Source organism: Oceanicaulis sp. (genome assembly GCF_965284345.1).
Taxonomy (GTDB): domain Bacteria; phylum Pseudomonadota; class Alphaproteobacteria; order Caulobacterales; family Maricaulaceae; genus Oceanicaulis; species Oceanicaulis alexandrii_A.
Genome location: NZ_OZ260073.1, coordinates 2,675,428 through 2,699,240 on the forward strand (window position 1 = coordinate 2,675,428; position 23,813 = coordinate 2,699,240).

At 62.5% G+C, this 23,813-nt stretch carries 24 protein-coding genes and 1 pseudogene; 11 read left to right on the forward strand and 14 right to left on the reverse strand.

The genetic code is table 11. The features are described 5' to 3' along the window. Positions 1 to 49: 49 nt before the first annotated feature. The 3 genes from ACQ66J_RS12985 to ACQ66J_RS12995 all read right to left on the reverse strand — a co-directional run bounded on the left by ACQ66J_RS12985 (position 50) and on the right by ACQ66J_RS12995 (position 4,526). Positions 50 to 2,224, reverse strand: coding sequence for an LPS-assembly protein LptD (locus ACQ66J_RS12985; RefSeq protein WP_430431959.1), 2,175 nt, complete (start codon positions 2,222 to 2,224; stop codon positions 50 to 52). Between the two features lie 71 nt (positions 2,225 to 2,295). Beyond that, entirely contained in the window at positions 2,296 to 3,399 is a 1,104-nt protein-coding gene (locus tag ACQ66J_RS12990; RefSeq protein ID WP_430431960.1) for an LptF/LptG family permease, read from the reverse strand. 2 nt (positions 3,400 to 3,401) lie between these two features. Beyond that, on the reverse strand, positions 3,402 to 4,526 hold the full coding sequence (locus tag ACQ66J_RS12995) for an LptF/LptG family permease (RefSeq protein ID WP_375549306.1): 1,125 nt from the start codon (positions 4,524 to 4,526) through the stop codon (positions 3,402 to 3,404). Positions 4,527 to 4,682: 156 nt separating this feature from the next. Here ACQ66J_RS12995 and ACQ66J_RS13000 point away from each other — a divergent pair, with 156 nt between their 5' ends. The 3 genes from ACQ66J_RS13000 to ACQ66J_RS13010 are packed head-to-tail and all read left to right on the forward strand — an operon-like array spanning position 4,683 to position 6,959. Continuing rightward, entirely contained in the window at positions 4,683 to 6,152 is a 1,470-nt protein-coding gene (locus tag ACQ66J_RS13000) for a leucyl aminopeptidase (RefSeq protein WP_430431961.1), read from the forward strand. Positions 6,153 to 6,210: 58 nt separating this feature from the next. Next, positions 6,211 to 6,660 (forward strand): DNA polymerase III subunit chi, encoded by a 450-nt coding sequence (locus ACQ66J_RS13005; protein ID WP_375549304.1) that lies wholly within the window; start codon positions 6,211 to 6,213, stop codon positions 6,658 to 6,660. Continuing rightward, positions 6,657 to 6,959 (forward strand): I78 family peptidase inhibitor, encoded by a 303-nt coding sequence (locus ACQ66J_RS13010; RefSeq protein WP_430431962.1) that lies wholly within the window; start codon positions 6,657 to 6,659, stop codon positions 6,957 to 6,959. Before ACQ66J_RS13005 ends, ACQ66J_RS13010 begins: the two co-directional genes overlap by 4 nt. 29 nt (positions 6,960 to 6,988) lie before the next feature. Here ACQ66J_RS13010 and ACQ66J_RS13015 read toward each other — a convergent pair whose 3' ends face one another. Then, the gene (locus ACQ66J_RS13015) at positions 6,989 to 7,558 is read right to left on the reverse strand and encodes a hypothetical protein (protein WP_430431963.1); all 570 of its coding nucleotides are present in this window, start codon (positions 7,556 to 7,558) and stop codon (positions 6,989 to 6,991) included. A 15-nt stretch (positions 7,559 to 7,573) separates the two neighbouring features. Here ACQ66J_RS13015 and ACQ66J_RS13020 point away from each other — a divergent pair, with 15 nt between their 5' ends. After that, on the forward strand, positions 7,574 to 7,771 hold the full coding sequence (locus ACQ66J_RS13020) for a hypothetical protein (protein WP_430431964.1): 198 nt from the start codon (positions 7,574 to 7,576) through the stop codon (positions 7,769 to 7,771). Here ACQ66J_RS13020 and ACQ66J_RS13025 read toward each other — a convergent pair. Together ACQ66J_RS13025 and ACQ66J_RS13030 are read right to left on the reverse strand one after the other, a co-directional pair. Beyond that, entirely contained in the window at positions 7,768 to 9,393 is a 1,626-nt protein-coding gene (locus ACQ66J_RS13025) for an acyl-CoA synthetase (RefSeq protein WP_430431965.1), read from the reverse strand. The two genes, ACQ66J_RS13020 and ACQ66J_RS13025, sit on opposite strands and share 4 nt — an antisense overlap. A gap of 117 nt (positions 9,394 to 9,510) precedes the next feature. Further along, on the reverse strand, positions 9,511 to 11,400 hold the full coding sequence (locus ACQ66J_RS13030; RefSeq protein ID WP_430431966.1) for an ABC-F family ATP-binding cassette domain-containing protein: 1,890 nt from the start codon (positions 11,398 to 11,400) through the stop codon (positions 9,511 to 9,513). A gap of 156 nt (positions 11,401 to 11,556) precedes the next feature. Here ACQ66J_RS13030 and ACQ66J_RS13035 point away from each other — a divergent pair, with 156 nt between their 5' ends. Beyond that, entirely contained in the window at positions 11,557 to 11,739 is a 183-nt protein-coding gene (locus ACQ66J_RS13035) for a hypothetical protein (protein WP_430431967.1), read from the forward strand. Between the two features lie 156 nt (positions 11,740 to 11,895). Here the strand turns inward: ACQ66J_RS13035 and ACQ66J_RS13040 are convergent, their stop codons facing one another. Then, on the reverse strand, positions 11,896 to 12,798 hold the full coding sequence (locus ACQ66J_RS13040) for a sterol desaturase family protein (protein WP_430431968.1): 903 nt from the start codon (positions 12,796 to 12,798) through the stop codon (positions 11,896 to 11,898). 114 nt (positions 12,799 to 12,912) lie between these two features. Between ACQ66J_RS13040 and ACQ66J_RS13045 the strand changes: the two are divergent. Both ACQ66J_RS13045 and ndk read left to right on the forward strand, forming a co-directional pair. Further along, positions 12,913 to 13,119, forward strand: a pseudogene (locus ACQ66J_RS13045) (IS5/IS1182 family transposase); the annotation flags it as partial. Positions 13,120 to 13,229: 110 nt separating this feature from the next. Continuing rightward, a complete protein-coding gene (ndk, locus tag ACQ66J_RS13050) occupies positions 13,230 to 13,652 on the forward strand; it encodes a nucleoside-diphosphate kinase (protein WP_375549299.1) in 423 nt (140 codons plus the stop codon). A 60-nt stretch (positions 13,653 to 13,712) separates the two neighbouring features. Here the strand turns inward: ndk and ACQ66J_RS13055 are convergent, their stop codons facing one another. Further along, the gene (locus ACQ66J_RS13055) at positions 13,713 to 15,164 is read right to left on the reverse strand and encodes a S41 family peptidase (RefSeq protein ID WP_430431969.1); all 1,452 of its coding nucleotides are present in this window, start codon (positions 15,162 to 15,164) and stop codon (positions 13,713 to 13,715) included. A gap of 131 nt (positions 15,165 to 15,295) precedes the next feature. Here ACQ66J_RS13055 and ACQ66J_RS13060 point away from each other — a divergent pair, with 131 nt between their 5' ends. Further along, the gene (locus ACQ66J_RS13060) at positions 15,296 to 16,528 is read left to right on the forward strand and encodes a winged helix-turn-helix domain-containing protein (RefSeq protein ID WP_430431970.1); all 1,233 of its coding nucleotides are present in this window, start codon (positions 15,296 to 15,298) and stop codon (positions 16,526 to 16,528) included. On the opposite strand, the gene ACQ66J_RS13065 is transcribed toward ACQ66J_RS13060, so the two are convergent. Continuing rightward, a complete protein-coding gene (locus tag ACQ66J_RS13065; RefSeq protein ID WP_430431971.1) occupies positions 16,525 to 17,010 on the reverse strand; it encodes a peroxiredoxin family protein in 486 nt (161 codons plus the stop codon). The two genes, ACQ66J_RS13060 and ACQ66J_RS13065, sit on opposite strands and share 4 nt — an antisense overlap. A gap of 76 nt (positions 17,011 to 17,086) precedes the next feature. Then, complete coding sequence (locus tag ACQ66J_RS13070) at positions 17,087 to 17,797, reverse strand: hypothetical protein (RefSeq protein ID WP_430432256.1); 711 nt, start codon at positions 17,795 to 17,797, stop codon at positions 17,087 to 17,089. Positions 17,798 to 17,895: 98 nt separating this feature from the next. Here ACQ66J_RS13070 and ACQ66J_RS13075 point away from each other — a divergent pair, with 98 nt between their 5' ends. Further along, positions 17,896 to 18,447, forward strand: a complete 552-nt coding sequence (locus ACQ66J_RS13075) for a MarR family winged helix-turn-helix transcriptional regulator (protein WP_430431972.1) — start codon at positions 17,896 to 17,898, stop codon at positions 18,445 to 18,447. Here ACQ66J_RS13075 and arfB read toward each other — a convergent pair. Genes arfB through purM form a run of 4 tightly spaced genes read right to left on the reverse strand, consistent with a single transcriptional unit; the run spans position 18,444 to position 21,911 of the window. Further along, entirely contained in the window at positions 18,444 to 18,857 is a 414-nt protein-coding gene (gene arfB / locus ACQ66J_RS13080; RefSeq protein WP_375549294.1) for an alternative ribosome rescue aminoacyl-tRNA hydrolase ArfB, read from the reverse strand. The two genes, ACQ66J_RS13075 and arfB, sit on opposite strands and share 4 nt — an antisense overlap. A 1-nt stretch (position 18,858) precedes the next feature. Continuing rightward, complete coding sequence (locus ACQ66J_RS13085) at positions 18,859 to 20,175, reverse strand: MFS transporter (RefSeq protein ID WP_430431973.1); 1,317 nt, start codon at positions 20,173 to 20,175, stop codon at positions 18,859 to 18,861. A 38-nt stretch (positions 20,176 to 20,213) separates the two neighbouring features. Then, on the reverse strand, positions 20,214 to 20,870 hold the full coding sequence (gene purN, locus ACQ66J_RS13090; RefSeq protein WP_430431974.1) for a phosphoribosylglycinamide formyltransferase: 657 nt from the start codon (positions 20,868 to 20,870) through the stop codon (positions 20,214 to 20,216). 3 nt (positions 20,871 to 20,873) lie between these two features. After that, positions 20,874 to 21,911, reverse strand: a complete 1,038-nt coding sequence (gene purM / locus ACQ66J_RS13095) for a phosphoribosylformylglycinamidine cyclo-ligase (RefSeq protein WP_430431975.1) — start codon at positions 21,909 to 21,911, stop codon at positions 20,874 to 20,876. A gap of 147 nt (positions 21,912 to 22,058) precedes the next feature. Here purM and ACQ66J_RS13100 point away from each other — a divergent pair, with 147 nt between their 5' ends. Next, positions 22,059 to 23,111 (forward strand): DUF2066 domain-containing protein, encoded by a 1,053-nt coding sequence (locus ACQ66J_RS13100; RefSeq protein ID WP_430431976.1) that lies wholly within the window; start codon positions 22,059 to 22,061, stop codon positions 23,109 to 23,111. Next, on the forward strand, positions 23,111 to 23,779 hold the full coding sequence (locus ACQ66J_RS13105; protein ID WP_430431977.1) for an AAA family ATPase: 669 nt from the start codon (positions 23,111 to 23,113) through the stop codon (positions 23,777 to 23,779). The genes ACQ66J_RS13100 and ACQ66J_RS13105 overlap by 1 nt, the downstream gene beginning before the upstream one ends. Positions 23,780 to 23,813 lie beyond the last annotated feature (34 nt).

Here is a 23,813-nt window from a genome sequence, read left to right on the forward strand (position 1 = left end):
AGATACCGATACCACAGACTGACGCAATCGCCCGACTGCGTGTCAGAGGTTAATCGTCACTCAGGCCGCCCAGGGTGAACAGCACGATCTCAAGTTTTACGGAGTCGCTTGGGCCCAGATTAGCCACATCGATATTGTCGCGCTCCCACAGAATGCGCAGGTTGGTGCATTCATCACGATACTGCAGGCCTGCGCGCTGGCGGCGGATTTCGTTTTCTTCAAGGTCGATTACGCCGTCATAGACCACGGACCACGCCTCGGTGATCGCGAAACCGGCGCTCGCGGTCACTTCCTCCAGCTGGCGCGTCGAGGCGGCGTCCGTGCGGCGGGTGTAGCGCGTGTTCATCGAGACTCGCCAGGCGTCAAAGCCGGCGGTGAGGTCCAGGCGGTTGATCTCCTGGCTTTCAGAATCGATCCGGGCGCGGGCGTCGAGGTCAAACTGACCGAGATCAAGCTCGATTTGACCGATCCAGTCCGAATCATCATCGGCCAATCCGCTTGAGGCCGGGAAGCGCTGATCGCCGTCCAGACGGAAGCTGCGGCCAGCGAAGACTTCCAGCTCGCCGGGCAGGGCGCCGCGCCAGTCGGCGGCGACGGTCAAGCCCGCATCCAGACGGGCGCCGTCTTCCCAAAGATCATAGCCATTGGCGCGCGCCGCATCGAACAGCTGGCTTTGCTGAAACTCGATAGACGCGCTGTCGACATTGACCGGGGTGCTGTCGGCGTTGTCGCTGCTGGCGATGATCGCGGCCATGCGCGGCGCGATCAGCCAGTTCACGCTCTCGCCCGGGCGGACGAAAGGCAGGCTGAGATCCAAGCCCGCAGCGCCCAGCGACCGGGTCAGATTGGTGCTGTCAATTTCATTGCCCGACGCATCAGTCTCGTTGAAGGCGTAAGCGTCTGCGCGCGCGAGGGCGAACGCCTCAGCCCGAAGACCGCCGGGCAGGATTGTCGGTCGGGTCCAGTCCAGCGCCAGACTGGCGCGGGTGTAATCATCGCCAGCATTTCGTTGCAGATTGGCGGTGTTGAAGCTGAAATCGAGATCGCCCGCCCATCTCGGCATCGGCAGTTCGGCGCCGAACCGGATCAGCGGCGAGATCAGCGGCAGGGTGTCGTCATCGACGTTTTCCTGCAGCTTGTTGAAATGGATCACCGTGGCGTCGCCATGGAAGTGCTCGCCATCACCGATGAAGAACACCTGGTTGAGCAGCATGCGCTGATCGCGAATCTCAAACAGGCCATCGGCGCGGTCTGGCGATTCCTCAAAGCCGTAACGGCGCAGATAGAGATCCCCGCTCACCGCTTCGACGCCAAACCCCCAGCGGAAGTTTTGATTGAAGCGGAACAGGCCGTCAGCGAACACATGGCCGCGCAGCTCTTCATCGCCGAATTTGCCGTCCTGATCGAACTCCTGCTCATAGGTGAAGCTCGTCTGGACGTTCATCTCGCCGGAATAGAAGCGGCGGCTCCAGTCCAGCTGCAGGAGCGGGTTCACCTTGCCCATATAGCGCGGTGAGACGATCAGCTCCTGAGAGGGGCCGATCGCCCACAAATAAGGCTGTTGATAGGTGAAGCCCAGACGGCTCGAGCTGTTCAGAACCGGGAACAAAAAGCCCGACTGGCGCGCGGCTGACGGGTCGGCATGGGCAAAGACCGGTGAATACAGGATCGGGCGGCCCAGGATTTCCAGCCGAACATTGCGGTAATAGATCACCTTGTTCTGGGTGTCGCGCACCACCCGGCTCGCCCGCAGGCGCCAAGTGGGCTCGCCTTCGCCGGTCTCACACAGCTCACAGGCGGTGTAATAGGCGTTCGACAGCTCTACCGAGCCGTCGGGGCGGCGCAGGGCGGCGCCCGCTGCGGCGCGGCCATTGTTTTCAAGCAAGGTTGCAAAGCCGCGCGCCACGCCTTCGCGCAGATCGTCGCTCAGTTCGACTTCCTCGGCGAATTGCGCCGGCTCGCTGCCGTCAAAGATCTGCACGCCGCCGCTGGCGACCACGCGATTGAGGGCCGGGTTGTAGATCAGTTCTTGCGCGAACAGCACCCGGTCGCCCGATTGCAGCCGGACATCGCCCCGCGCGATATACAGGCCCTGCTGCTGATCCTGGACCAGCTCGTCTGCGTCCAGATACACCCGATCAGAACTGACGGTCTGCGCCATGGCTGCAGGGCTCGCCGCCGCAAGCAGGGCGGCCAGTGCCGCAGATCGGTACAACGCGTTCATGATCAGTGTTCAGTCCCTTGGCCCACGCCCCAGCTAATCCTGTATCGGATTGGGGCGCCAGCGTCCACGCATCAGCCGTCTTCGGTGGCTGCGATAAAGAATAATCCGGCGAGAGAGAACAGTGCGGGCGTCGTCCAGGCGGCGGTGGGCGGGGTGATCGCCCCGGACGCCCCAAGGCCCAGCATCAGTTCCTGGCTGAAATAGAGAATGAAACCCGCCGTCGCGCCCGCTACGGCGAACGCCGCCGCTCCGCCCAGTCGGTGCAGGCGCAAGGTGGCGGCGATGCCCATCAGCGCTGCAGCGACCAGCATCAACGGTTGCGCCAGAAGGCCATGCCAGCGCAGCTCATACGCCAGAGACGACAAACCGGCGTCGCGTGCGGAATTGATGACGGCGGGCAATTGCCAGAATGACACGGCGCCGGGCGAGCGGGCGCGTTCAAACAGGGCCTGACGCCCCACATTGGTCGGCAAGGCCACATCGCCAAGCGCCGCCGCCTGCCCCCCCGGCGCGTACTCCACCGCGTTCACAAGGCTCCAGAAGCCGCCATTGAGCTCGGCCTCATCGGCGATGATGCGGCGATCCAGCGTCGGCGCGCCGGTGTCAGACAAGACGTATTGGCGAAACACAGGCTGGGTCAGCGAGGCGTCGTCCGCGCCCTGCTGCTGGGCGGTGATCATGGTGTAGCCGGTGGCCGTCGTCTCGCGCAGCCAGATGGGCCCAGACTGATCCGCGCCGCTGGATTGGCCTTCGCCTTCAAACAGGGCTTCGCGGGTGGACTCAAACCGGGCGTTCGACGCGGCGCCCAGCGGATTGAGCGCCAGCGTGCTGACGGCGCCGGTGAGCGCGGCGAGGATCGCGACCGGCGCCAGGATGCGCCAGGCGGAATACCCAGACGCGCGCATCACGATCAGCTCGGACCGGCGGTTGAGCCGGAAGAAGGTGAACAGCACGCCGAAGAGCACGATGAAGGGCAGGGTGTCCTGCACCAGCAGCGGCACTTTCAGCAGCGACAGATGCAGCGCCTGAAGCGCGGAAATGCCCACTCGCGTGCCGATATCGCGAGAGGTCTCGACGAAATCGATCAGCATGATCACGGCGGTGATGATCAGCGCGGCGCCAAGCAGTCCAATCAGAGTTTGGGTGAAGATATAGCGCCAGAGCCGTCCGAACATGCTCACGCCTCCGCCAGCTGAGCCGGAGACGCTGCAGGGCGCGGCGCCCGGCGACGCGGACGCCCGATGATTGCGATCGCAACTGCAATGCCTAAGAGCGGCACGAGATACTGCACGGCGTTCATGCCGTCATCAGACTCCGCCGCCGCCTGCACGCCAAAGCCCACCAGGCGCAAGATCACCGCGCTGGCGCCGGCGATGATCAGATTGCGCCCATAGCCGATGCGGCGATGTTCGCCGGACATGTAGGCCGCCAGGGCGATCAGCGCGAAGGCGAGGCTGTAGAGCGGGGCGGAGAGCCGGTAATGCCCTTCGGCCAGCAGCCGGTCCTTGCCGCCGGCGCGGGCGATGTCGGCGGGGGTGGGCGTGAGCAGCTCTGACAGGAATTTGTCGCTCTCCTTGAAGAACAGCGAGGCCGTGTTGTCCACGAACACCGTGAGCTCGACCTTGGTGCTGTCAAAACTGAGATTGGTCAGCACGCCGGACTGATCGACCTGGGTGCGCACGCCGTCTTCCAGCAGCATGACCGGGCCTCGCTCGGTGGCGGCGATGCGGCCGCGCCGGGCGGCGTAGGCGGCGGACTGGCCGGTACGCCGGTCGACGATGAACACGTCATTGAGCACGCTGTCATCGCTGATTTCGCGCACATAGAAGGTCACCTGATCGCCCAGCGGCACAAATTCGCCTTCGCGCATGAAGCTGGCGGCGAGGTCGGTGCGAATCTCGAACAATTGCTGGCGCATCTCGCGAAAGCTCGCGGGCTGGACGAACAGATTGATCACCAGATTGAGCAGAACCACATAGATGGCGAGGCGCACAAACGGGCTGACGCGCTGAAACCGGCTCATCCCCGCCGCCGCCGCGACCGTCAGTTCAGAATCGCTGGTCAGCCGGTTCAGCGAGATCGCCACGGCCAGAAACACGGCGATCGGCAGCAGGAGCGCGATCACCTGCGGCATGGCCAGCACGGTAATGTAGATCAGCACCAGCGCGGTTTCGCCGCGTTCCGCCATCAGATCGAGATTGGAGAGCGATTGTGTGAGGACCGCCAGACCGGTCAGCGCCGCCATGGCGCCCAGGAAGGGCCAGAGCGCCTGTCTGAAAGTATAGCGTTGAAACAGGGTCATTCGGCGCCAATGTGTGAATGGACGAGCAGTCAGTATCCATGAAGACCGCATCTTCTAACGCGGGTTGGGATGCGATACCACTGCCCGCATGGAGTTCTCCAACGGGCCGCGCGGTCCTCGCGCGCCGTAATCTTGCAGATACTAGAAAGGCTTGCCATGAAAATCCTGTTTGCCGCCTCAGCGTCTGGCGATGCAGTTGCAGCGCCGGTTTATGCCGACCGCAAATTGTCGGACGCCGCGAAAGCGCTTGATTCGGCGACGTCCGGCGCGGTGACCCGCGCGATCGACGCGTCTCGTTTCAAGGGCGGCGCCGGCGATCTTCTGGAAATTGCAGCGCCGGCGGGCGTGGATGCGACCCGCATCGTGCTGTTCGGCCTGGGTGATCAATCCAAGCTCGATGGCAATGGCGCCGAGAAGGCGGTCGCGGGCGTGATCAAGTCCGTCCTGACCTCGGGCGCCAAGACCGTCTCCGTGCATCTGGATGGCGATGCTGACCAGCTGTGCCGCGGCGCGCTGGGCGCGACCCTGGCGAGCTACCGGTTCGATACCTATCGCACCAAGCTGGCCGAAGACAAAAAACCCTCCGTCACCAGCGTCGAAATGGTGTCAGGCGATGCTGCTGCGGCTGAAAAACTGTGGGCGGATTGGGCGCCGGTCGCCGAGGGCGTGACCCTGGCGCGCGATCTGGTCAACGAAACGCCGAACGCGCTTTACCCCGAAAGCTACGCCGAAAAGGTCAAGGAACTCAGCAAGCTTGGCCTTGAAATTGAAGTTCTTGGCGAAGCCGAAATGGAAAAGCTCGGCATGCATGCCCTGCTGGGCGTCGGCCAGGGCTCGGTGCGCGAATCCAAAATGGTCGTCATGAAATGGAATGGCGGCAAGTCTGGCGACAAGCCGATCTCTTTCATCGGCAAGGGCGTCACCTTTGACTCTGGCGGCATCTCGCTGAAGCCGGGGCAGGGCATGGACGAAATGAAGGGCGATATGGGCGGCTCCGCCGCTGTGGTCGGCCTGATGGCTGCGCTCGCAGGCCGCAAAGCCAAGGCGAACGTCATCGGCGTGATCGGCCTGGTCGAAAACATGCCCGACGGCAACGCCCAGCGTCCGGGCGACATCGTCAAATCCATGTCCGGTCAGACCATCGAAATCCACAACACCGACGCCGAGGGCCGCCTCGTTCTGGGTGATGTGCTGTGGTACACGCAAGAGCGCTTTGATCCGAAGTTCATGATCAATCTCGCAACCCTGACCGGCGCCATCCTGATCGCGCTGGGTCACGAGCATGCGGGCGTGTTCTCCAATGACGACGATCTGGTCGCCAAGTTGGAGAAAGCGGGCAAGGCGTCTGACGAGACCGTCTGGCGTCTGCCGATCGGTCCGGAATATGACCGCCAGATCGACACCCCGAATGCGGACATGAAAAACGTCGGCGAGGGCCGTATGGCCGGCTCGATCACCGCGGCGCAATTTCTCAAGCGTCACGTGAACGAGAAGCCCTGGATCCATATCGACATCGCCGGCACCGGCATGCATGCGGGTTCGAAAGACCCGCGTCAGCCCACTTTCGGCACCGGCTATGGCGTGCGCCTGCTGGACCGTCTGGTGCGTGACAATTTCGAGGGCTAGGCCCTTTCCGCAGCGTCCCCGGCCTTGAGCCGGGGGCGTTGCTATTCAGGACGCACACATGGCTGAGCTATGGTTCTATCATCTGGAAAACGCCAGCGTTGACGAGGCGTTGCCCGAACTTCTGACGAAGTTGAGAGAGCGCAATGGTCGCGCCCTGGTGTGCAGCCAGGAAGAGACAAGGCTCGAGCATCTCGACAGTCATCTCTGGACCTTCCGCGAGGACAGCTTCCTGCCCCATGGCCGCGCCAGCGCGCCTCAGGCCGAAGACCAGCCGATCCTGCTCGCGGATACGCCGGATAACGTGAACACAGCCAATATGCTGTTCTGTCTCGACGGCGCGGATCCCGGCGATGTGTCCGCCTGGGACCGCGTGGTGGTGATGTTTGAAGCGTCCGACGAAACCAGCCTGGCGCGAGCCCGCGCGCTCTGGGCCGCCCAGAAAAAGTCTGATATTGCCATTAGCTATTGGCGGCAGAACGAAATGGGCCGCTGGGAGCGCAAAGCATGATCCGTACACTCACCCTCATCGCCGCCGGTCTGACGCTGACCGCCTGCGCCTCCATGCCGCTGGACACCGGGCCTCAATCTGATTTCGCGCCGGAGACCGGCGGAGAGATGCAGCTCTGCGCCGCCGAGGCCTATCAGGTGCTTGTGGGCCAGCCGGTGGGCGGGGTGCATACCGACAGCCTGCCGCGTCCGCACCGGGTCTATGGTCCCGGCGATGCGGTGACGATGGATTACCGGCCGGACCGCCTGAATATCGTTGTGGGCGATGGTGGCGTCATCACAGAGGTGAAGTGCGGTTAGGCTGAGGGTTTTTTCTTCACGGAAAGCCGTTAGGCGGAAGGCGAGTGGTTCTCTGAAATCTCGGGGACGCTGAAGCTGACTATTTCCAAGCAATTATTCTCAGTCGCTATCATGAACGACCAGCCTGCAGTTTGTATGAACTCTAGGCTGCTTTCCTTCGTCCAACTATGATTGCGAACTTTAAAAGTCGTTTGGCCTGGCCTGCCGCCTGGTTGAGCTGATGCCTGCCAGATTTCAGTAAGGCCGGCTTCATCCAAGAGCCTCATCGCGACAATTTTCTCGAAAATGATTCTGTAGAATCGGCCCTTCTGGTCTTCAATCAGGGTAATCAGATCTGCATTGAATCCAGATTTGACTATCGAGTTATCTCGATAGAGCGGCTCGGAGTCTTTTGACCATTGTAATTTGGGTGCGAAGGCGACCTCTATGATCTCGCACTCCATGTTTTCGAATGGGGTTTCCCAGCGACTAAACTCAATCGATCCATTTTCTGGGATCAGAGCTTCAGTTTGATTAGGGTTCTTGCTCATCGGTAGAAATAAATCAAAGTCGCACGAGAAGGGAATGCATTCGAGCCGACTCTCATAACGCGGCAACATCGAAAAGAGGCTTCTATGGACCAGCTTAAACCTGAAAACGAGATCTGGCTCGACGCTTTTTCAGCGGTTCTTGCCGAGCCGAGTGCAGACGAAGAGTCGTTCTTTGAAGCCCGCCGTCAGCAAGGCTTGGGCGTCGGCCTCGATGAGACAGGCAATTTGATCCACGCGATGAGTGGTCCTTCTACGGCCCTCAGCTTGTCCTCTGACCCCTAATGCATCTCCCGCGCCCGTTCGCGCAGCATGAATTTCTGGATCTTGCCGGTGGCGGTTTTGGGCAAGTCGCCGAACACCACCAGGCGCGGCGCCTTGAAGTGGGCCAGATGCTCGCGGGCATAGGCGATGATCGCTTCAGGCGTCACTTCGCTTCTGCTCTTTAACTCAATGAAGGCGCAGGGCGTTTCGCCCCATTTGGCGTCAGGCTTGGCGACCACCGCGGCGGCGGCCACATCCGGATGGCTATAGAGCACGTCTTCGACTTCGACGGAGGAGATGTTCTCGCCGCCCGAGATGATGATGTCTTTCGACCGGTCCTTGATCTCCACATGCCCGTCAGGATGGGTGACGGCGAGATCGCCGGTATGAAACCAGCCGCCCTTGAAGCTCTTCTGCGTGGTGGCGGGGTTCTTGAGATACCCTTTCATCACCGCATTGCCGCGGATCATGATCTCCCCAAGGCTTTCCCCATCCCAGGGCAGGGGCTCCAGGGTTTCAGGGTTTGCGACCATCAGGTCTTCCTGGGTGATGTAGGGCAGGCCCTGACGCGCCTTCAGCCGCGCGCGCTCTTTCAGCGGCAGTTCATCCCATTCCGGCTTCCAGGCGCAGGCGATGGAGGGACCGTAGACTTCCGTGAGGCCGTAGGTGTGCGTCACCGTCACGCCCATCGCCTCCATCCCCGAAATCACGCTGGCGGGCGGGGAGGCGCCGGCGGTCATCATCGCGACGGAGTGATCAAATGTGGGCCGTTCCTTTTCTGGCAGCTGGATCATCAGGCTCATCACGATGGGCGCGCCGCACAGATGGGTGACTTTGTGCTCTGAGATGGCGGAGAGAATGGCGAGCGGCTCCACCCGCCGCAGGCAGACATTGACGCCTGCCTTGGCCGCAATCGTCCAGGGGAAGCACCAGCCATTGCAGTGAAACATCGGCAGCGTCCACAGATAGACCGGGAAATGGGGCAGATCCCATTCCATGGCGTTGCCGAGGGCATTGAGATAGGCGCCGCGATGATGGGTGACGACGCCTTTAGGGTCGCCCGTGGTGCCAGAGGTGTAATTGAGCGCAATGGCGTCCCATTCATCGGTCGGACGATGGAACTCAAAGCCCGGATCGCCCACTTTCAGGAAGGCCTCGTACTCGATCTCCCCGATCAGATCGCCCTGCTCGGCGAGGGGATCGTCGATATCGATGATCAGGGGGTTCGTCTCGAGCGTCTCGACCGCTTGGGCGATGACGGAAGAGAACTCGCGATCCACCAGGATCACTTTGGCTTCGCCATGCTTGAGGATGAAGGCGATGGCTTCCGCGTCGAGCCGGATATTGAGGGCGTTGAGCACGGCGCCCGACATGGGCACGCCGAAATGCGCTTCGACAAAGGCGGGAATGTTTGGCGCCATGACCGCGACCGTATCGCCCGGTTTTACACCGCGCTTGGACAGGGCGGAGGCGAGCCGGATCGAGCGTTCATACACTTCGCCCCAGCTGCGGCGCAGGGATCCATGAATGACGGCGAGCTTCTCAGGATAGGCGCGGGCGGTGCGCGTCAGGAAACTGATCGGGCTGAGCGGCACATGATTGGCGTCGTTCCGCTCAAGATCGGTGTCGTAGATAGAGCCCATGTTCAATCACTCCCCGGGATCACGTTCTTTGGACGTTTGATCCGCATTTGGACATGGGGAGAGTATCTGGACAAGGTGACCGCCGGTCACACGACTTTAGGCTTAGAGCGCCAGTGCTTATCCGCCCTGCGCCGCCCGGGTGGCCGCCTCGAGCGCTTCTTCGGCCTCCAGCCAGGCCAGTTCCGCCTCGTCGATCATGTCGACGCATTTGGAGCGCTTCTTGGTGAGCTCGGTGGCGAGGTCTGGGTCTTTCTCCCAGAGCCCGTCGACAGCCAGGCCTGCGTCGATCTTTTCAAGCACGCCCTTGAGGCGTTCAATCTCTGTCTCGGATTTGGCCGCTTGAGCCCTCAAAGGTTTAAGCTTTTCGCGCGCGGCCGCGGCGTCGCGCCGGTCCTGGGTCTTTTGCCCGCCCAAAGGCTTGGACTTGTCGCGCGGTTTGACCTCGCCCGCCAGGAGTTCGCGGCGGTAATCGTCCATATCCCCGTCATAGGGCTTGATGGTCCCGTCTGCGGCCAGCCAGAGCCGATCCACGCAGCTCTCGATCAGATCGCGATCGTGGGAGATGATGATCACCGCGCCGGCAAACTCGTTGATCGCGGCCTTGAGCGCTTCGCGGCTGTCGATATCAAGGTGGTTGGTCGGCTCGTCGAGGATCAGCAGATGCGCGCCGTCAAAGGTGATGAGGTTCATCAGAAGGCGCGCCTTCTCGCCCCCTGACAAATTCTTGGCTGGCGTTTCCTGACGGTTGGCGGGCAGGCCGAACCGCGCGAGCCGCGCGCGGCGCTCGGCCTCGGTCGCGTCCTCCATGCGTTCGAGCACATGGGTGTAGGCGGAGTGATTGGCCGACAGGGCGTCGATCTGGTGCTGGGCGAAATGGGCGACTACGGCTTTCTTGTGCATGCGCATGGCGCCCGAGGTCACGGGCAGGGCGCTGGTCAGAAGCTTGGCGAAGGTGGATTTTCCCGCGCCATTGCGGCCCAGAAGCCCGATGCGGTCATCGATATCGATACGCATGCCGAGATTTTTCAGGATCGGCTTGTCTTCGCTATACCCGGTCTCACACTCGTCAAACCGCACCAGCGGATTGGCCATGCGGCGCTCGGCGTTCGGAAACTCGAACGGCGCCACCGGGTCTTCGACCATGGTGGCGATGGGCTGCATTTTCTCGATGCGCTTGACGCGGGACTGGGCCTGTTTGGCCTTGGTCGCCTTGGCCTTGAACCGATCCACAAAGGCTTGCAGGCGGCGTTTCTCGTCCTCCTGCTTCTCCACCATTTTCATCTGCAGGCGCTGGCGTTCGGCGAGCTGGCGCTGGAATTGGTCATACCCGCCGTCCCAGACCGATAGCTTGAGATCCTTAAGATGGACGATGGAATGCACCGATGCGTTCAGAAGGTCGCGGTCGTGGGAGATGATCAGCGCAGCGCCGGGGAATTTCTGCAAATGGGTTTCCAGCCAGACCGCGCCTTCAAGGTCGAGATAGTTGGTCGGCTCGTCCAGAAGCAACAGGTCGGGCTTGGCGAACAGGGTCGCCGCCATCGCCACGCGCATGCGCCAGCCCCCAGAAAACTCCGCGCAGGCGCGCCCCTGATCGGTCGCGCTGAATCCAAGACCGTTGAGGATCGCGCCCGCGCGCGCTTCCGCCGAGTGCGCATCAATATCGGCGAGCCGGGTCTGGATGTCCGCGATGCGGTTGGGCTCCGTTGCTGTCTCCGCCTCGGCGAGCAGGGCCGTGCGCTCCAGATCGGCGGCGAGGACGAAATCCATCACCGAGGTCTGACCCGCCGGGGCTTCCTGCGCCACCGTGCCGATCCGCGCGCCGGGCTGCAGGCTCACCGATCCGTCATCGGGCGTGGCGTCGCCCAGGATCAGTCGGAACAGCGTGGATTTGCCTGTACCGTTGCGTCCCACCAGCCCCATGCGGGTCTTGGCGGGCAGGAACAGCGTCGCCTGGTCAAACAACAGGCGTCCGTCGATGCGGTGGGAAAGGTCATTGATGTGCAACATAAGGCGTGCCGGTTAGCGCGCTCTTTAGCGCCGGGCAAGTCGATTGCGCGCCTGTGCCCGCCGGTAGCGCTTTCCGATTTGTTATGTCGCGGTAATCCAGAGCCATTCGGGCGGGGCGTAGTCAGAAGGCATAATCATACAACACACAAGTTGGTCATGCTCAGAACTCTTATGCTCGCCCTGGTGCTGGGCGCGTCGGGAATGACCGCGTTGGCCCTCGCGAGCCAACAGATATCCAGCGCGCAATCAGCTGTCTCCGTCCGCTTTGAAACCGGCGCCGAGCTGGTGCGGCAAGCCATGACGCGCTCCAGCCTCGGCATTGTCGAGATCAGCGCCTAAACCTCTGATGGAATCTGGCGGGTTGCGGGATTTGACGGCATAAGCGCGATCTAGCTTCCGGCCCGATTTACGCTGTCCACTCTACGCCAAGCGAATGGAGGGACTGCGCTGAAATGGGCCAGAATAATAACCTTTCAGATTGGCTGATACGATTGGCTATTCAGCCGGCGCCATTTTCGCTGCGTATTTCGGGCAATCGCTGCGGCAGACCCCATCATGGGACCATTCCGGCGGCTTCCAGAGATAGGCCAGCCTGTCGGACCACCGCTTCGCAGAGCCCATGCGCGCGAAGAGTTGCCGGAAACCGATGAACTGCGCCGTCAACGGATTGTTGTCGTGAACAGGACTGACAAGGCCCACGATCGGGCGTTCTTCATAAGGCTGGAACGTCCCGAACAGGCGGTCCCAGAGGATCAGGACCTGTGAATAATTCTTGTCGATGTATTTCGGCTGGTTCGCGTGGTGGACCATGTGGTTGCGAGGGGTGGCGAAGACTTTTTCCATCCAGCCCAGATCGCCGACATAGCTAGCGTGGTTCCAGATGCCGTAGGCGCTCTTCACGACCACGATTGCGAGATAGACCATCGGCGGTACGCCAAGCATCGACGCTGTGAGTGCGCCCAGAATCTGGAGTTTGCCATCCAGATAGAAGCCACGGGCCGCCGTCGAATGATTGAACTCGTTGGATGAATGGTGAATCGAATGAAAGGCCCAGAACAAGCCCACCCGGTGACCGAGGCGGTGTTCCCAGTAGTAGGCCAGTTCATGGCAGAGAAAGGCGACAGGCAGCGCGAGCCACACTGCGTCGATCGTGAACAGGCGGGCATTGTCATACAGCCAGACCGATGCGGCAAAGGGCAGTGCGAAGCCGATCAAGAGACCCAGCACGCTGTTCATGAGGTTCAGGCCGATGCTGCAAAGCGCGTCGGCATTGTTGTAATCGCCGCGTCGGCGAAGCAAGTAGAAGACGCGCTCGCTGATCACCATGCCAAAATAGGCTCCGGCCAGCAGCCAGATGCTCATCGGACTTCCAAGGAATTCAACCAGGCGTTCCAGCATACGAGCCCCTTTCTACTGCTTTGCGTTCATTGAACGCCCAAAAATCTAAACAGATATTCGCTGACCGTCGAGCGTCTGCAATGTCCGTGTCTGCGTCAGTCTTTGAGGGGGCGGCCGAACATCCCGCCCAAATCGAAACGCCGCGACAAATCCGGTTTTTCTACCGCCCCATGTCGCGACCTGAACGCCGTCGAGCGAATGTTCAGGCGGCACAAGGGCTGTCGACGTATCGGCACCCGATACAATCGGCGAGCGGACGTCTTCCTCGCAGCCGTATTCCTCGCGGCAACCGTCAGTGCTGGTTATGAGTCCAGAGCCTAGTTCAGCCGCAATGGCGGACACGGGTTTTCATCCCCGCCCGGCATGGCTATAAGCCGCGGCAAATCCATTCCCCTCTCAATCCTTGAGAGGCCAGACAGGGACACCGTCACATGGCGATCCAGCGCACCTTCTCCATCATCAAACCCGACGCCACCGCACGTAACCTCACCGGCGCCATCAACGCCAAAATCGAGGAAGCCGGCCTGCGCATCATCGCGCAAAAGCGCATCCGTCTGAGCAAGGACCAGGCTGAAGGCTTTTACGCCGTGCACAAAGAGCGTCCCTTCTTCGGCGATCTCGTGAGCTTCATGATCTCCGGCCCGGTGGTCGTGCAGGTTCTGGAAGGTGAAGACGCCATCGCGAAATACCGCGAAGTCATGGGCGCCACCAACCCGGAAGACGCGGCGCCGGGCACCATCCGCAAAGAGTTTGCGGAATCCATTGAAGCCAACTCCGTGCACGGCTCTGACGCGCCGGAAACCGCGGCTGAAGAAATCCCGTTCTTCTTCTCGGACGACGAAATCGTCGGCTAATCTGCTGACGCAGGTCTGAACGCAAAACCCCGGCGGAGCGATCCGCCGGGGTTTTTTGTGTCAGCGCTTCTGAGCCTCGATATGCGCGATGGCGGCCTCCAGCATCACATCGCCTCGATCGCCCAGCCTCGGGTGGGGCAAGCGCGTATCCGGCTCCAGCGGGTGGGTGTGCGTGTCGCCATTGGGACGAATGATCAGCGCCTTGGGATAGCCGACCACAAGGCCTGAATGGGGCAGGGTGAACTGCTCCATGGCGCCCAGCGTGGTGGTCATGTCGGTGCTGGCCTCGCCGATCACATCGCCAAAGCCGTAATCCTGAACGATGGCGCCTACTGACACGGCGTTTGAAAAACTGCGCCGGTCGACGAGCGCATAAACCGCGCCGTCAAACCGCCGCCCCTCGCGGGGATGGGCGTAGGGCAGCTCAAAGCTCACCGTTTCGCCATTGGGCGCGCTGTCATAAAGGTCAGCGAGCGTCTGGGAGATGCTGGAAACGCCTTCAGACGTGGCAGCGATCCGCGCCTGGTTGGACGCTGTCGTCTGCTCGCTGACGCGAATGCGAAACTCGGAGGCGAAGCGGAACGGGCGGTCGGCGAACCAGGAAATCACGGGGTCTGACCAGGAATTGTCCCCGCCCGGATTGTCCCGAACATCGAGGATCAGCGCCTGCGCGCCCTGATTGATGAAGTCTTCAAACGCGGCGTCAATGAACGCTGTGTAGGCGGCCAGCGCCTCAGGGTCATAGGCGTCTTGCGGGGTTTGAGCGGCCGTATTGTAAAACGGACCGGGACGCAGATAAGCGATGGTGTCCGTCACCATGCGCGCATCGCGGCCGGACAGATCAACGCGCTCAACGCCCTCGCGTGCAGACAGCGCCGCCATGGGAACGGCGTCAAGCTCGACCTGACGCCTGACCCCGGCCGCGTCTTCAAGCGCGAGCGTGAAGCGTGAGAGCGGGCCGTATTCCAGCCAGATATAATACAGCTCCATACCCTGCATCTGGCTGTAGGCGAGGGCGGGCGTATCCGCTGAGATGTTGCGGGTCAGCCGCGCCAGCCAGTCTGCATTGGACGCGCCCTGAAGCGCTACGATCCGGTCGCCAGGGCGCACGCTGGAATCCGATGGCGCCTGGGTGACGACCACCTCGCCCTCGCGCACCTCAAAGCTCAGGGGGAAGACCAGGGCGTCGTCGGTGAGATAGGCGTTGAAGCCGGGGTTGAAGCCCTCAATCCGGGTATGGGCGATATGAGCGTGGGCGGCGAAGCGTTGCAGGGCGCTGTGAAAAGCCGAAGGGCTGATCGGTCCGTCGTCGAGCCTGTCTTGCAGCTCTTGATAATACTGGTCAAAGACTGGCTTGGGCGTGATGACGTAAAGATCGTAATGCGCCGCCTGAAGGCCTTCATAAAGCGTCTGGGCGTCCGCTTGGGCTTCTCTGGCGGAGATCAGCTCCTGCGCCTGACAATTGGGCGACATTGCGGTGGCGAGGGCGCCGAGCAAAAGAGATCGAAACATCTGTGTCTTCCTGACCTTTGACGCGCCCCGCACTGGACGCTCATGCACACAAGATCGACCGGAGCAAGATTGCCATGACCCCCGCTTCCTGATTGTCTGACCTTTCCTCCTTTAACCTCGCCGGGACTGAAATGAGAGCTGAAACCGCGTTCCAGATGGGCCTCTGGCGAGTTGACCCAGTGCTCAATCAGCTCAGCGGGCCTGAAGGCGTCGTGGAGCTGGAGCCGCAGGTGATGGACCTGCTGGTCTTTCTGGCCGAGGCGCAAGGCGCGGTGCGCTCCAAGGATGAGATCGCCCGCGCGCTCTGGCCGGGCGCCAGCGTCAATGAAGACGCGCTCTCTCGGACGGTGTGGAAGCTGCGTCAGGCGCTGGGCGATGACGCGAAATCTCCGCGCTATGTGCAGACGGTCTCCCGGCGCGGCTATCGCCTGCTTGAAACGGTCGAGCCCGTGAACGACACGCCCCGGACGCCCCTCGGCAAACTGGGCGCGCCGGTTCTGGCGGCGTCAGCGGCGGTGTTGATACTCATTCTGGTCGGGGCGAGCGTGCTGTCGCGGGGCGGGGAGGCGTCCCGCGCTGAGCCTTCGATCCAGACGAACGATGAGACCTTGGCGCTGCTTGATCGCGCGGACGGATTTTACGCCCAGTATACGCGCTCGGACAATGAAGCGGCCTTGCGGCTTTATGAGCGTGTGCTGGCGCAAGATCCGGGCAATGCGGCGGCGCTGGCGGGGCAGGCGAACGCTCTGACCCAGCGGGTGATCCGCTGGGGGCTTGAGGGCGAAGCGAACCGCAGCACGCTGACAGACGCGCTGCAGTCGGGCGAAATGGAGACGCCGCGCGCGCAAGCGGCGCTCTTGCGCGCTGAAGCGCTGGCGCAAGAAGCGACCGAGCTTGACCCCGGCCATGCCCGCGCCTGGCGGGCGCTGGGTCTGATCAAGGCGGCGCAATCAGACTTTGACGCCGCACGCCGCGCCTATGACCGGGCGCTGGTGATCGACCCTGAAAACTGGGGCGCGATGATCAACCTGTCAGAGCTTGAAGAGCTGACGGGTCATCCCGAGCGGCAGGCGGAGCTTCTGGCGCGCAGTTTTGAGGCCATGTCGCGCGATTACGCCGACAACCCGGTGGCGATCCGGCCCTGGCACAGCGCGGTGGGCCTGTCGGTCGCGCGTTTGCGGGCCGAAGCCGGTGAGCCGCAACAGGCCGAGCTGTGGTATCGCCGCGTCCTGGCGCTGGACCCTCTGAACGCCGAAGCCGTCACCGGCCTCGCTGCGGTTTTGCGCGCAGGCGGAGACGAGGCCGGCGCCAACGCGCTCTGCCGGGAGCTGGAAGCTGTGGGCGGCGGGCGCTGCAGGGCTTAATCGTGCTGCGGGGGCTCCTGGATCAGGCTCATGATTTCAGCGCCCAGGAGCAGGTCTTCCGTGTGTCCGAAACGGTGCTTGCGGATATGGCCCAGCCTGTCGAGCAGAATGAGCGTGGGCGTTCCCTGCATGCGATAGTGTTGCATGGTCAGGGGGAGTGCGGCGGCGTTGTCGCCAGGGGCGTCAATCCCCACCGGAAAGTCGATGCGGTGTTCATGCAGGAAAGCTTTCAAGGCCGCTTCAGGGCCTTGGGCTTCATGATGCTCAAAAACGGTATGAAGCCCTAACACCATCAGATCCTCTTCCTTGAACAACGTCCGAACCCGGCGGGCTTGCGGCAAGGCCTGTACCGCGCATCCGGGACAGAGCATCTGAAAGGCGAGGATCATCACCACGCGCCCCTTCAAGGTCAGAAGCTCTGGCGCGGAGGGCGTATTCAGCCAGCGTGTGACGTGAAAGTCGGGTGCGGGTCTGGGGTTCATGTCGAGCTCTCAGAAAAAAGGTGATCGCACCGCGCCGGCTATGGCGCCGCACGCGATGCGATCACGGCGTGAGGTGTCAGCGGGGCTCACCCATGATGATACCGGGCAGGGACAGGTCGCCTGAGGCGATGTCATGGACGCCTGTGACGCACAGCAGCGGCACATCACCCTCAGGATTTACGGTCAATTCAGCCGTGACTGCGTCGAATGCGACACGGTCCGCACCTGCTACCGGCACAGTGATGCGCGCCGTCGATCCATCCAGAACCGGGCTCATGCCGGGACTGTCCAGCGCGATGGGCAGATAAGGCGCGGTCGGGGGCAGCACATCCTGACCTGGTGACACATCGCGCACTTTCAGGCCGGCTCCGCACAGGGGCTCTTCTGACAGGACGACCCAGTGGGAATGCCAATCCGCGCCGTCATTGGACGGATCGCCATCGCCGTTTTCATCAAACAGGGGCGTATCGTCAAAATCAGGATGGGCTGTGATGGCGAGCGCCAGTATGCCGGATTCGGCTTCGAACCCGACGGAAGAGGGATCAAGGCTGGTGGGCCAGACATAGGCGGCGACGCCCGCGCCCTGCAATCGCCCAACAGCTTGCGGCTTCTCCGCCCCGGCCTGACCCGCAACCTCCATGGCGAAGGTCACCAATCGCCCATTGGTGCTGGCCTCGGCATGGATAATGTCGAAAGCGGGATTGATGGTGTCGTCAGTCGGGCTGTGAACCGGATGGGCCAGGGCGGCAGGGCTGAACGCATGCGCCAGGCCGAGCACGAGTGGCATACGCATGATGGATCTCCTTTGGTATCGACTCGATACAAATTTGTTAGGCGGATTTCTCCGGACTTGCAAGAGAAGTTTTTAGTCGATACCAATAAGGCATGAGCTCAGACTTATCCGAACGCATCGAGCGGCTGGCGCGATTGGTGCACAACGAAGCGCACGCTGAATCCCTCAAACCTGTCCATTGGGAGGTGCTCAGGTATCTGGCGCGCGCCAATTCGGTCTCCAGAAGTCCCAAGGGCGTGACCGCTTTTCTGGGGCTGACCAAGGGGACGGTGTCGCAAACCTTGATGGCGCTTGAGCGCAAGCGGCTTCTGTCCAGGCAGGAGCGTGCCGGTGACGCGCGTGGGATCTGTCTGAATCTGACGACTGACGGGGTCGATGCGCTGTCGCGTGACCCGTTGAATGCGCTGGATGATGCGCTTGGCGCCCTTGGGAAAAGGGATTGTGACGCTCTGTCTCAAGGGTTGGAGCGCCTGCTGGATCAAATGATCAAACGCCGCGGGGGCACGCCCTTCGGCGTTTGCCACACATGTCGGCATTTTCAGTCTGGACAGCCTGATTTTTGCGATCTGCTGAAGCTTGCGATCGCCAAGGATGACACGGACCGCATCTGTATGGAGCATGAAGCCGCAGGCGCGGCAGTCTAATCCGGACGCGGCTTCTGGCGCATCGCCTTGGTCTGGCTCTTTTTCGCTTTCTTGTCTTTCTGGCGCTTGATCGAGCTGAGCGAGGGGCGGGATTTGATGCGCGGTTTGGGCTTGCGGCTCGCCTGTTCGATCAGGCGCTTGAGGCGGGTGCGGGCTTCCGCGCGATTGCGCTCCTGAGAGCGGTGATCTTCCACATGCAAGATCAGCACGCCATCCTGGGTCATCCGCGTGCCGGCCAGGCGCACCAGGCGTTGCTTGATCGCGGCGGGCAGGGCGCTGGCGCTGACGTCAAAGCGCAGCTGCACCGCGCTTTCGGTCTTGTTCACATGCTGGCCGCCGGGCCCGGATGACCGCACGAAGCGTTCGGTGATCAGGCCTTCATCAATGCTGAGATCGTCATTGATGCGCATGTCAGCCCGAGACAGGTTTGAGAGAAACAGCGAGAAGCGCGCCAGCGAGGGCGCTGGCCGCCAGTCCGATCATGACCCACGGCCCGCTCAGCTGATAGAGCCCGCCCATGATCAGGCCGTAGACCAGCAACAAGACGCCGATCACGGTGTTGGAGACGGCGGTATAGCTGGCGCGGGTGTCCGCGTCAGCGAGGTCCACCAGATAGGTGGAGCGCCCGAGCCGCACGCCCTGATGCCCGAAAGCGAGCACGAACAGAACGCCCGCATGGAAGATCATCAGTTCCGACCAGGGGGCATCCATCAGAAGGCTCGCCCCGCTTGCAAGGCACGCTGCAGCGCCCGCCAGCCCGCCCGCCGTCAGCACCCAGCGGCTGGATTTATCCGCCAGTCGCCCCCAGGCCCAGCCGCTGACAAAGCCGGCGCTGGCGGACGCCATCAGAAATCCGCCCAGGCCTGCGAGCTCGGCGCCGGTCCGGTTCTGGGCGGCGGAGACCAGGAAAGGCGGCGCGATGGAGGTGGCGATCATCAAGGTGCGCGCCGCCACGAACTGACCAAAGTCGCGATCGGTCCACAGAAGGCGGATCTGTTTGATCGCCTCGGGGAAGGCGTTGGCGCCGCCCTCGGTCGAGCCGGGCGCTTCAGCGAGCTGCAGATAGACAAAGGCCGCGCTCACCCAAAGCCCGGCGCCGAGAAACAGGAGGCCTGCGATCACGGGCGCGCCGGTGTCGGGCGAGACCACCAGAACCGCCCCGAAGGCCAGCGCGACCAGCCCTGAGACCGTTGTGGCGAAACCGCTGACCGCGCCGCGGCGGGTTTTCGATACGGTCTTGCCCAGCACATCCTTATGGCTGACCGAGCACAGGCTGCGCGCGACGGCGAAAACGCCGACCATGGCGATCAGGAGCCAGCCCGCCAGCGCGCCGTCAAGCGTCAGCGCGATCACGCCCATGATCACTAACGCCAGCGCCTGACCCAGAGAGCCCGCCGCCCAGACATATTTGCGCCGTTCGCGCTGGCGAATGGCGGTAGCGATAAAGAGTTGAGGCAGCAGCGCGCCCGCTTCGCGCACCGGCGCCAGCAATCCCACCAGAAAGGCGGGAGCGCCGAGCGCGCCGAGCAACCAGGTGAGTGTAAGCTTGGGGTCGACCAGCGCATCGCCGGTCTTGGTCAGGCTCAGAGACAGGGTGGAGAAGACCCAGTTGCGCGGCTGATGCCGACAGGCGCTTTCGGGCACATCCTTGCACACCCGCGCTTCATCATCGTCATAGAGCGCCGAGTATACGGTTTCCGAGAGTGCGTCTTGAGGCGCCTCGCTCATGGGTTCTGTCTCCTGTCACGGCCATGCGTGAGGGTGAGCTAGACCGCAGGATTGATCAAAACAGTTTCGCTGTCGGGCTCGCTGCCCTCGGCGATTCGCACGGCTTCAGCCGAGACGCGCGCCTTGCCGTCCGCCACCAGTTTCAGGCAGGCGGGGTAAAGCTTGTGTTCTGCTTCCAGAACCCGCGCGGACAAGGCCTCGGGCGTGTCGCCCGCCAGGACTGGCACCACCGCCTGACCAATGATCGGACCGTCATCCATCTCCGCGCGCACGAAATGCACGGTGCACCCATGGACCCGCACGCCTTGTTCCAAAGCGCGTTCATGGGTGTGGACGCCCTTGAAGGCGGGCAGCAAGGAGGGGTGGATGTTGAGCATCCGGTCGCGCCATTTCTCGACGAACCAGGACGTGAGAATGCGCATGAAGCCTGCGAGGCACACGATCTGCACGCCCGCTTCGCGCAGCTTGGCGTCGAGGTCTTTTTCAAAGTCCTCGCGGTCTTCGTATAGCGTGTGGTCGATAAAGCCTGTGGGCACATCCACCTTGCGCGCGCGCTCCAGCCCTTGGGCGCCGGCCTTGTTGGACAGGACAAGCACGACTTCTGCGGGGAAGTCTGGATCCTGGGCCGCGTCGAGCAAGGCCTGAAGGTTTGATCCCCGCCCGGAGATCAAAACGCCGACTTTGGTTTTCGCCATGGTCTAGCTCGCCTTCAACGCGCCAATGAGGCTGGCGTTCTCGCCTGCCGCGTTTAACGCCTCGCAAACCGAGTGCGCCTCGCTGGCCTCGACCGCCAGGATCATGCCGACGCCGCAATTAAACGTCCGGCGCATTTCGCTCTCGGCCACATCGCCGGCTTCCGCCAGCCATTTGAACACGGCAGGGCGCTCAAAGCTGTCATAATCCACGTCAAACGTCAGATGGCCCGGCAGCATGCGGGGGGTGTTTTCAGTGATCCCGCCGCCTGTGATGTGCGCCAGCCCCTTGATGCGGCCGTCGCGGATCAAGGGCATCAGCGCTTTGACATAGATGCGGGTCGGCTCGAGCAGGGCTTCGGCCAGCTTGCGCCCCGGCGCGAAAGGCGCCTCGCTGTCAAAATCGAGACCGGCATGGTCGATGATCCGGCGGATCAGCGAATAGCCGTTTGAATGCGGACCGGAGGAGGCGAGGCCGATCAGCGCGTCGCCCGCTTTCATCAGATCGTGACGCGGCAAGAGCGCGCCGCGTTCGGCGGCGCCGACCACAAAGCCGGCCAGATCAAAATCCTCGCCCGTATACATGCCCGGCATTTCAGCGGTTTCACCGCCGATGAGCGCGCAGCCCGATTGGCGACAGCCTTCGGCGATGCCTTCAACCACGGCCGCGCCGCGACTGGGGTCGAGCTTGCCGGTGGCGAAATAATCGAGGAAGTACAAAGGCTCGGCGCCCTGGGCCAGGATGTCGTTGACGCACATGGCGACGAGATCAATACCGACCGTGTTAACGATGCCCGAGCTGATGGCGAGCTTGAGCTTGGTGCCCACCCCGTCCGTGCCGGAGACCAGAACGGGATCGTTAAAGCCTGCGGCCTTTAGATCAAACGCGCCGCCAAAGCCGCCAAGCCCGGTGTCTGCGCCGGGACGAGCGGTGGATTTGGCCAATGGCTTGATGGCCTGAACCAGGGCGTCGCCTGCATCAATGCTGACGCCGGCGTCAGCGTAGGTCAGTCCGGATTTCGGGCTCGGGTCGGAGTGTGACACGTGCGGCTCCCTTGGCCATATCGTCAGTTCAGGCGTGCATAGCGTGCAATTGTCAAAAGTGCGAGAGGGCGGGGCGCCGCAACAGGCTTCACCGCAGCGCGCATCCGCGTATAGTCGCGGTCAGAGATGACGCATCAGGGGATCACCATGCAAGCGATCAGGCAAGCAATGCAATGGGCTTTCGCGGGGCTGGCGGCTGGCGTGATGAGCGCCTCGGCCTTGGCGGACAGCCCCTTCACCATTGACGGCGTGGCGATTGATGCGCGCGCTGACACGGCCTACGACGCCCAACGCACAGCGCTCGAAGAGGGCCAGACCCAAGGCGCCCTGAGGCTGATCGAGCGTCTGACCTTGCCTGAAGACCGAATGGAATCAGGCCTGCCTGTCATCACGGCAGATGAGGCGGCCAGATTGATCGCGGGGCTGCAGATCTCTGACGAGCAACGCTCGGCGACCCGGTATCGCGGTGTTCTGAGTCTCGATTTCGATCCGCGCGCCGTGCGCCGCTATCTGTCCGGACTGGGCGTGCCGTTTGTTGAATCCCAAGCGGCGCCCATGGCCGTCATTCCGGTGACAGAGCTGAACTCAGGGGCGCGAGTGCTGGGCGGCGACTGGCTGGATGTCTGGCGAAACAACGGTTTCGAGCATGCGCTGACTCCGGTTCTCGCGGTCGAGGACGATGCGATTTCAGCGGACGCCGTGGTGTCGCTGAATGCGAGCGCGCTGCGTGCCGTGCTTGATGGGATGGGCCTTGAGCGGGCCATGGTGCTGGTTGCGCGTCAGGAGCCAGGGTCAGTGCGCGCCGGCGGCGTGATCGTCAGCTTTGACGGCGAGGGCGGCTTGCAGCGCGAGACCGTATCCCCGGTCAGCCTGGCCGGCGGGTTTGAAGACGCGGCGCGCGCCATTGTGGAACGACGTGAGCAGGACTGGAAACGCGCCAGCGTGGTGCGCGATACGAGTGTGGCCGAGCTTGATCTGAGCATTCTTTTTGACAATCTGGCCGAATGGCGAGAGCTGCAACAGGCGGTGACCGGCGCGTCTCTGATTCAGAATGCGCGCCTGGACGCCATTTCGCGCACGGGCGCTGCGATGACGATCACCCATCGGGGCGCGCGCGAACAAGTCATGGCCGAACTGAGCGCCCGCGGCGCGGTTCTGGCTGAGGATGAAGCTCTGGGTTGGACGGTACGCAGCCGCTAATGAAGCCAGGACAACTCGCGCTCGATCTTGTGCTTGAGCCCGACTATCGGGCCGAAGCCTTTGCGGTCAGCGAAGCCAACGCCGCCGCCCTGGCGCTCGTCAATCGCTGGCCGCGCTGGCGGCAAGGCCATCTCTTGCTGGTGGGACCGGCGGGCAGCGGCAAGACTCATTTGTCTCATATGTGGACCGCGCGGACGCGCGCCATGCGGCTTGACGCCTCTGATCTGACCAAAGGCCTGAAGAGCGTCGGGCGCGGCGCCGCGGTGCTGGTTGAGGATTGCGATAAAGGCGTGGATGAAAACGCCCTGTTTCACCTGTTGAACCGGGCCGCAGGCGATGCGGGCGTGACGGTGTTGATGACTGCGGGCAAGGCCCCGGCGGAATGGCCTGTCTCGCTGCCTGATCTGGCCTCTCGCATGATTGCGACGGAAACGGCGGTGCTGCATGAGCCCGACGACGCCTTGCTGCGTCAGGTGATGGAAAAACTTTTCCGTGACAAACGCACGCCGCTCTCACCAGGCGTTTTGGAGTATCTCCTTGATCGCATGGAACGATCTGTGGATTACGCCCGGCGTCTGACGGCCTGGCTCGACCGTGAAGCGCTGGCGCGCAAAGGCCCGGTCACACGCACACTTGCGCGCGAGGGGCTGTCAGTCCTATCCAGTTGACCCGACGCGCCCTTCGCCTGTTTGGAGCCTTGAG

Coding starts and splice junctions, on each gene's coding strand:
- ACQ66J_RS12985 (WP_430431959.1), bottom strand. CDS start 2,224: ATGAACGCGTTGTACCGATCTGCGGCACTGGCCGCCCTGCTTGCGGCG.
- ACQ66J_RS12990 (WP_430431960.1), bottom strand. CDS start 3,399: ATGTTCGGACGGCTCTGGCGCTATATCTTCACCCAAACTCTGATTGGA.
- ACQ66J_RS12995 (WP_375549306.1), bottom strand. CDS start 4,526: ATGACCCTGTTTCAACGCTATACTTTCAGACAGGCGCTCTGGCCCTTC.
- ACQ66J_RS13000 (WP_430431961.1), top strand. CDS start 4,683: ATGAAAATCCTGTTTGCCGCCTCAGCGTCTGGCGATGCAGTTGCAGCG.
- ACQ66J_RS13005 (WP_375549304.1), top strand. CDS start 6,211: ATGGCTGAGCTATGGTTCTATCATCTGGAAAACGCCAGCGTTGACGAG.
- ACQ66J_RS13010 (WP_430431962.1), top strand. CDS start 6,657: ATGATCCGTACACTCACCCTCATCGCCGCCGGTCTGACGCTGACCGCC.
- ACQ66J_RS13015 (WP_430431963.1), bottom strand. CDS start 7,558: ATGTTGCCGCGTTATGAGAGTCGGCTCGAATGCATTCCCTTCTCGTGC.
- ACQ66J_RS13020 (WP_430431964.1), top strand. CDS start 7,574: ATGGACCAGCTTAAACCTGAAAACGAGATCTGGCTCGACGCTTTTTCA.
- ACQ66J_RS13025 (WP_430431965.1), bottom strand. CDS start 9,393: ATGGGCTCTATCTACGACACCGATCTTGAGCGGAACGACGCCAATCAT.
- ACQ66J_RS13030 (WP_430431966.1), bottom strand. CDS start 11,400: ATGTTGCACATCAATGACCTTTCCCACCGCATCGACGGACGCCTGTTG.
- ACQ66J_RS13035 (WP_430431967.1), top strand. CDS start 11,557: ATGCTCAGAACTCTTATGCTCGCCCTGGTGCTGGGCGCGTCGGGAATG.
- ACQ66J_RS13040 (WP_430431968.1), bottom strand. CDS start 12,798: ATGCTGGAACGCCTGGTTGAATTCCTTGGAAGTCCGATGAGCATCTGG.
- ndk (WP_375549299.1), top strand. CDS start 13,230: ATGGCGATCCAGCGCACCTTCTCCATCATCAAACCCGACGCCACCGCA.
- ACQ66J_RS13055 (WP_430431969.1), bottom strand. CDS start 15,164: ATGTTTCGATCTCTTTTGCTCGGCGCCCTCGCCACCGCAATGTCGCCC.
- ACQ66J_RS13060 (WP_430431970.1), top strand. CDS start 15,296: ATGAGAGCTGAAACCGCGTTCCAGATGGGCCTCTGGCGAGTTGACCCA.
- ACQ66J_RS13065 (WP_430431971.1), bottom strand. CDS start 17,010: ATGAACCCCAGACCCGCACCCGACTTTCACGTCACACGCTGGCTGAAT.
- ACQ66J_RS13070 (WP_430432256.1), bottom strand. CDS start 17,797: ATGCCACTCGTGCTCGGCCTGGCGCATGCGTTCAGCCCTGCCGCCCTG.
- ACQ66J_RS13075 (WP_430431972.1), top strand. CDS start 17,896: ATGAGCTCAGACTTATCCGAACGCATCGAGCGGCTGGCGCGATTGGTG.
- arfB (WP_375549294.1), bottom strand. CDS start 18,857: ATGCGCATCAATGACGATCTCAGCATTGATGAAGGCCTGATCACCGAA.
- ACQ66J_RS13085 (WP_430431973.1), bottom strand. CDS start 20,175: ATGAGCGAGGCGCCTCAAGACGCACTCTCGGAAACCGTATACTCGGCG.
- purN (WP_430431974.1), bottom strand. CDS start 20,870: ATGGCGAAAACCAAAGTCGGCGTTTTGATCTCCGGGCGGGGATCAAAC.
- ACQ66J_RS13100 (WP_430431976.1), top strand. CDS start 22,059: ATGCAAGCGATCAGGCAAGCAATGCAATGGGCTTTCGCGGGGCTGGCG.
- ACQ66J_RS13105 (WP_430431977.1), top strand. CDS start 23,111: ATGAAGCCAGGACAACTCGCGCTCGATCTTGTGCTTGAGCCCGACTAT.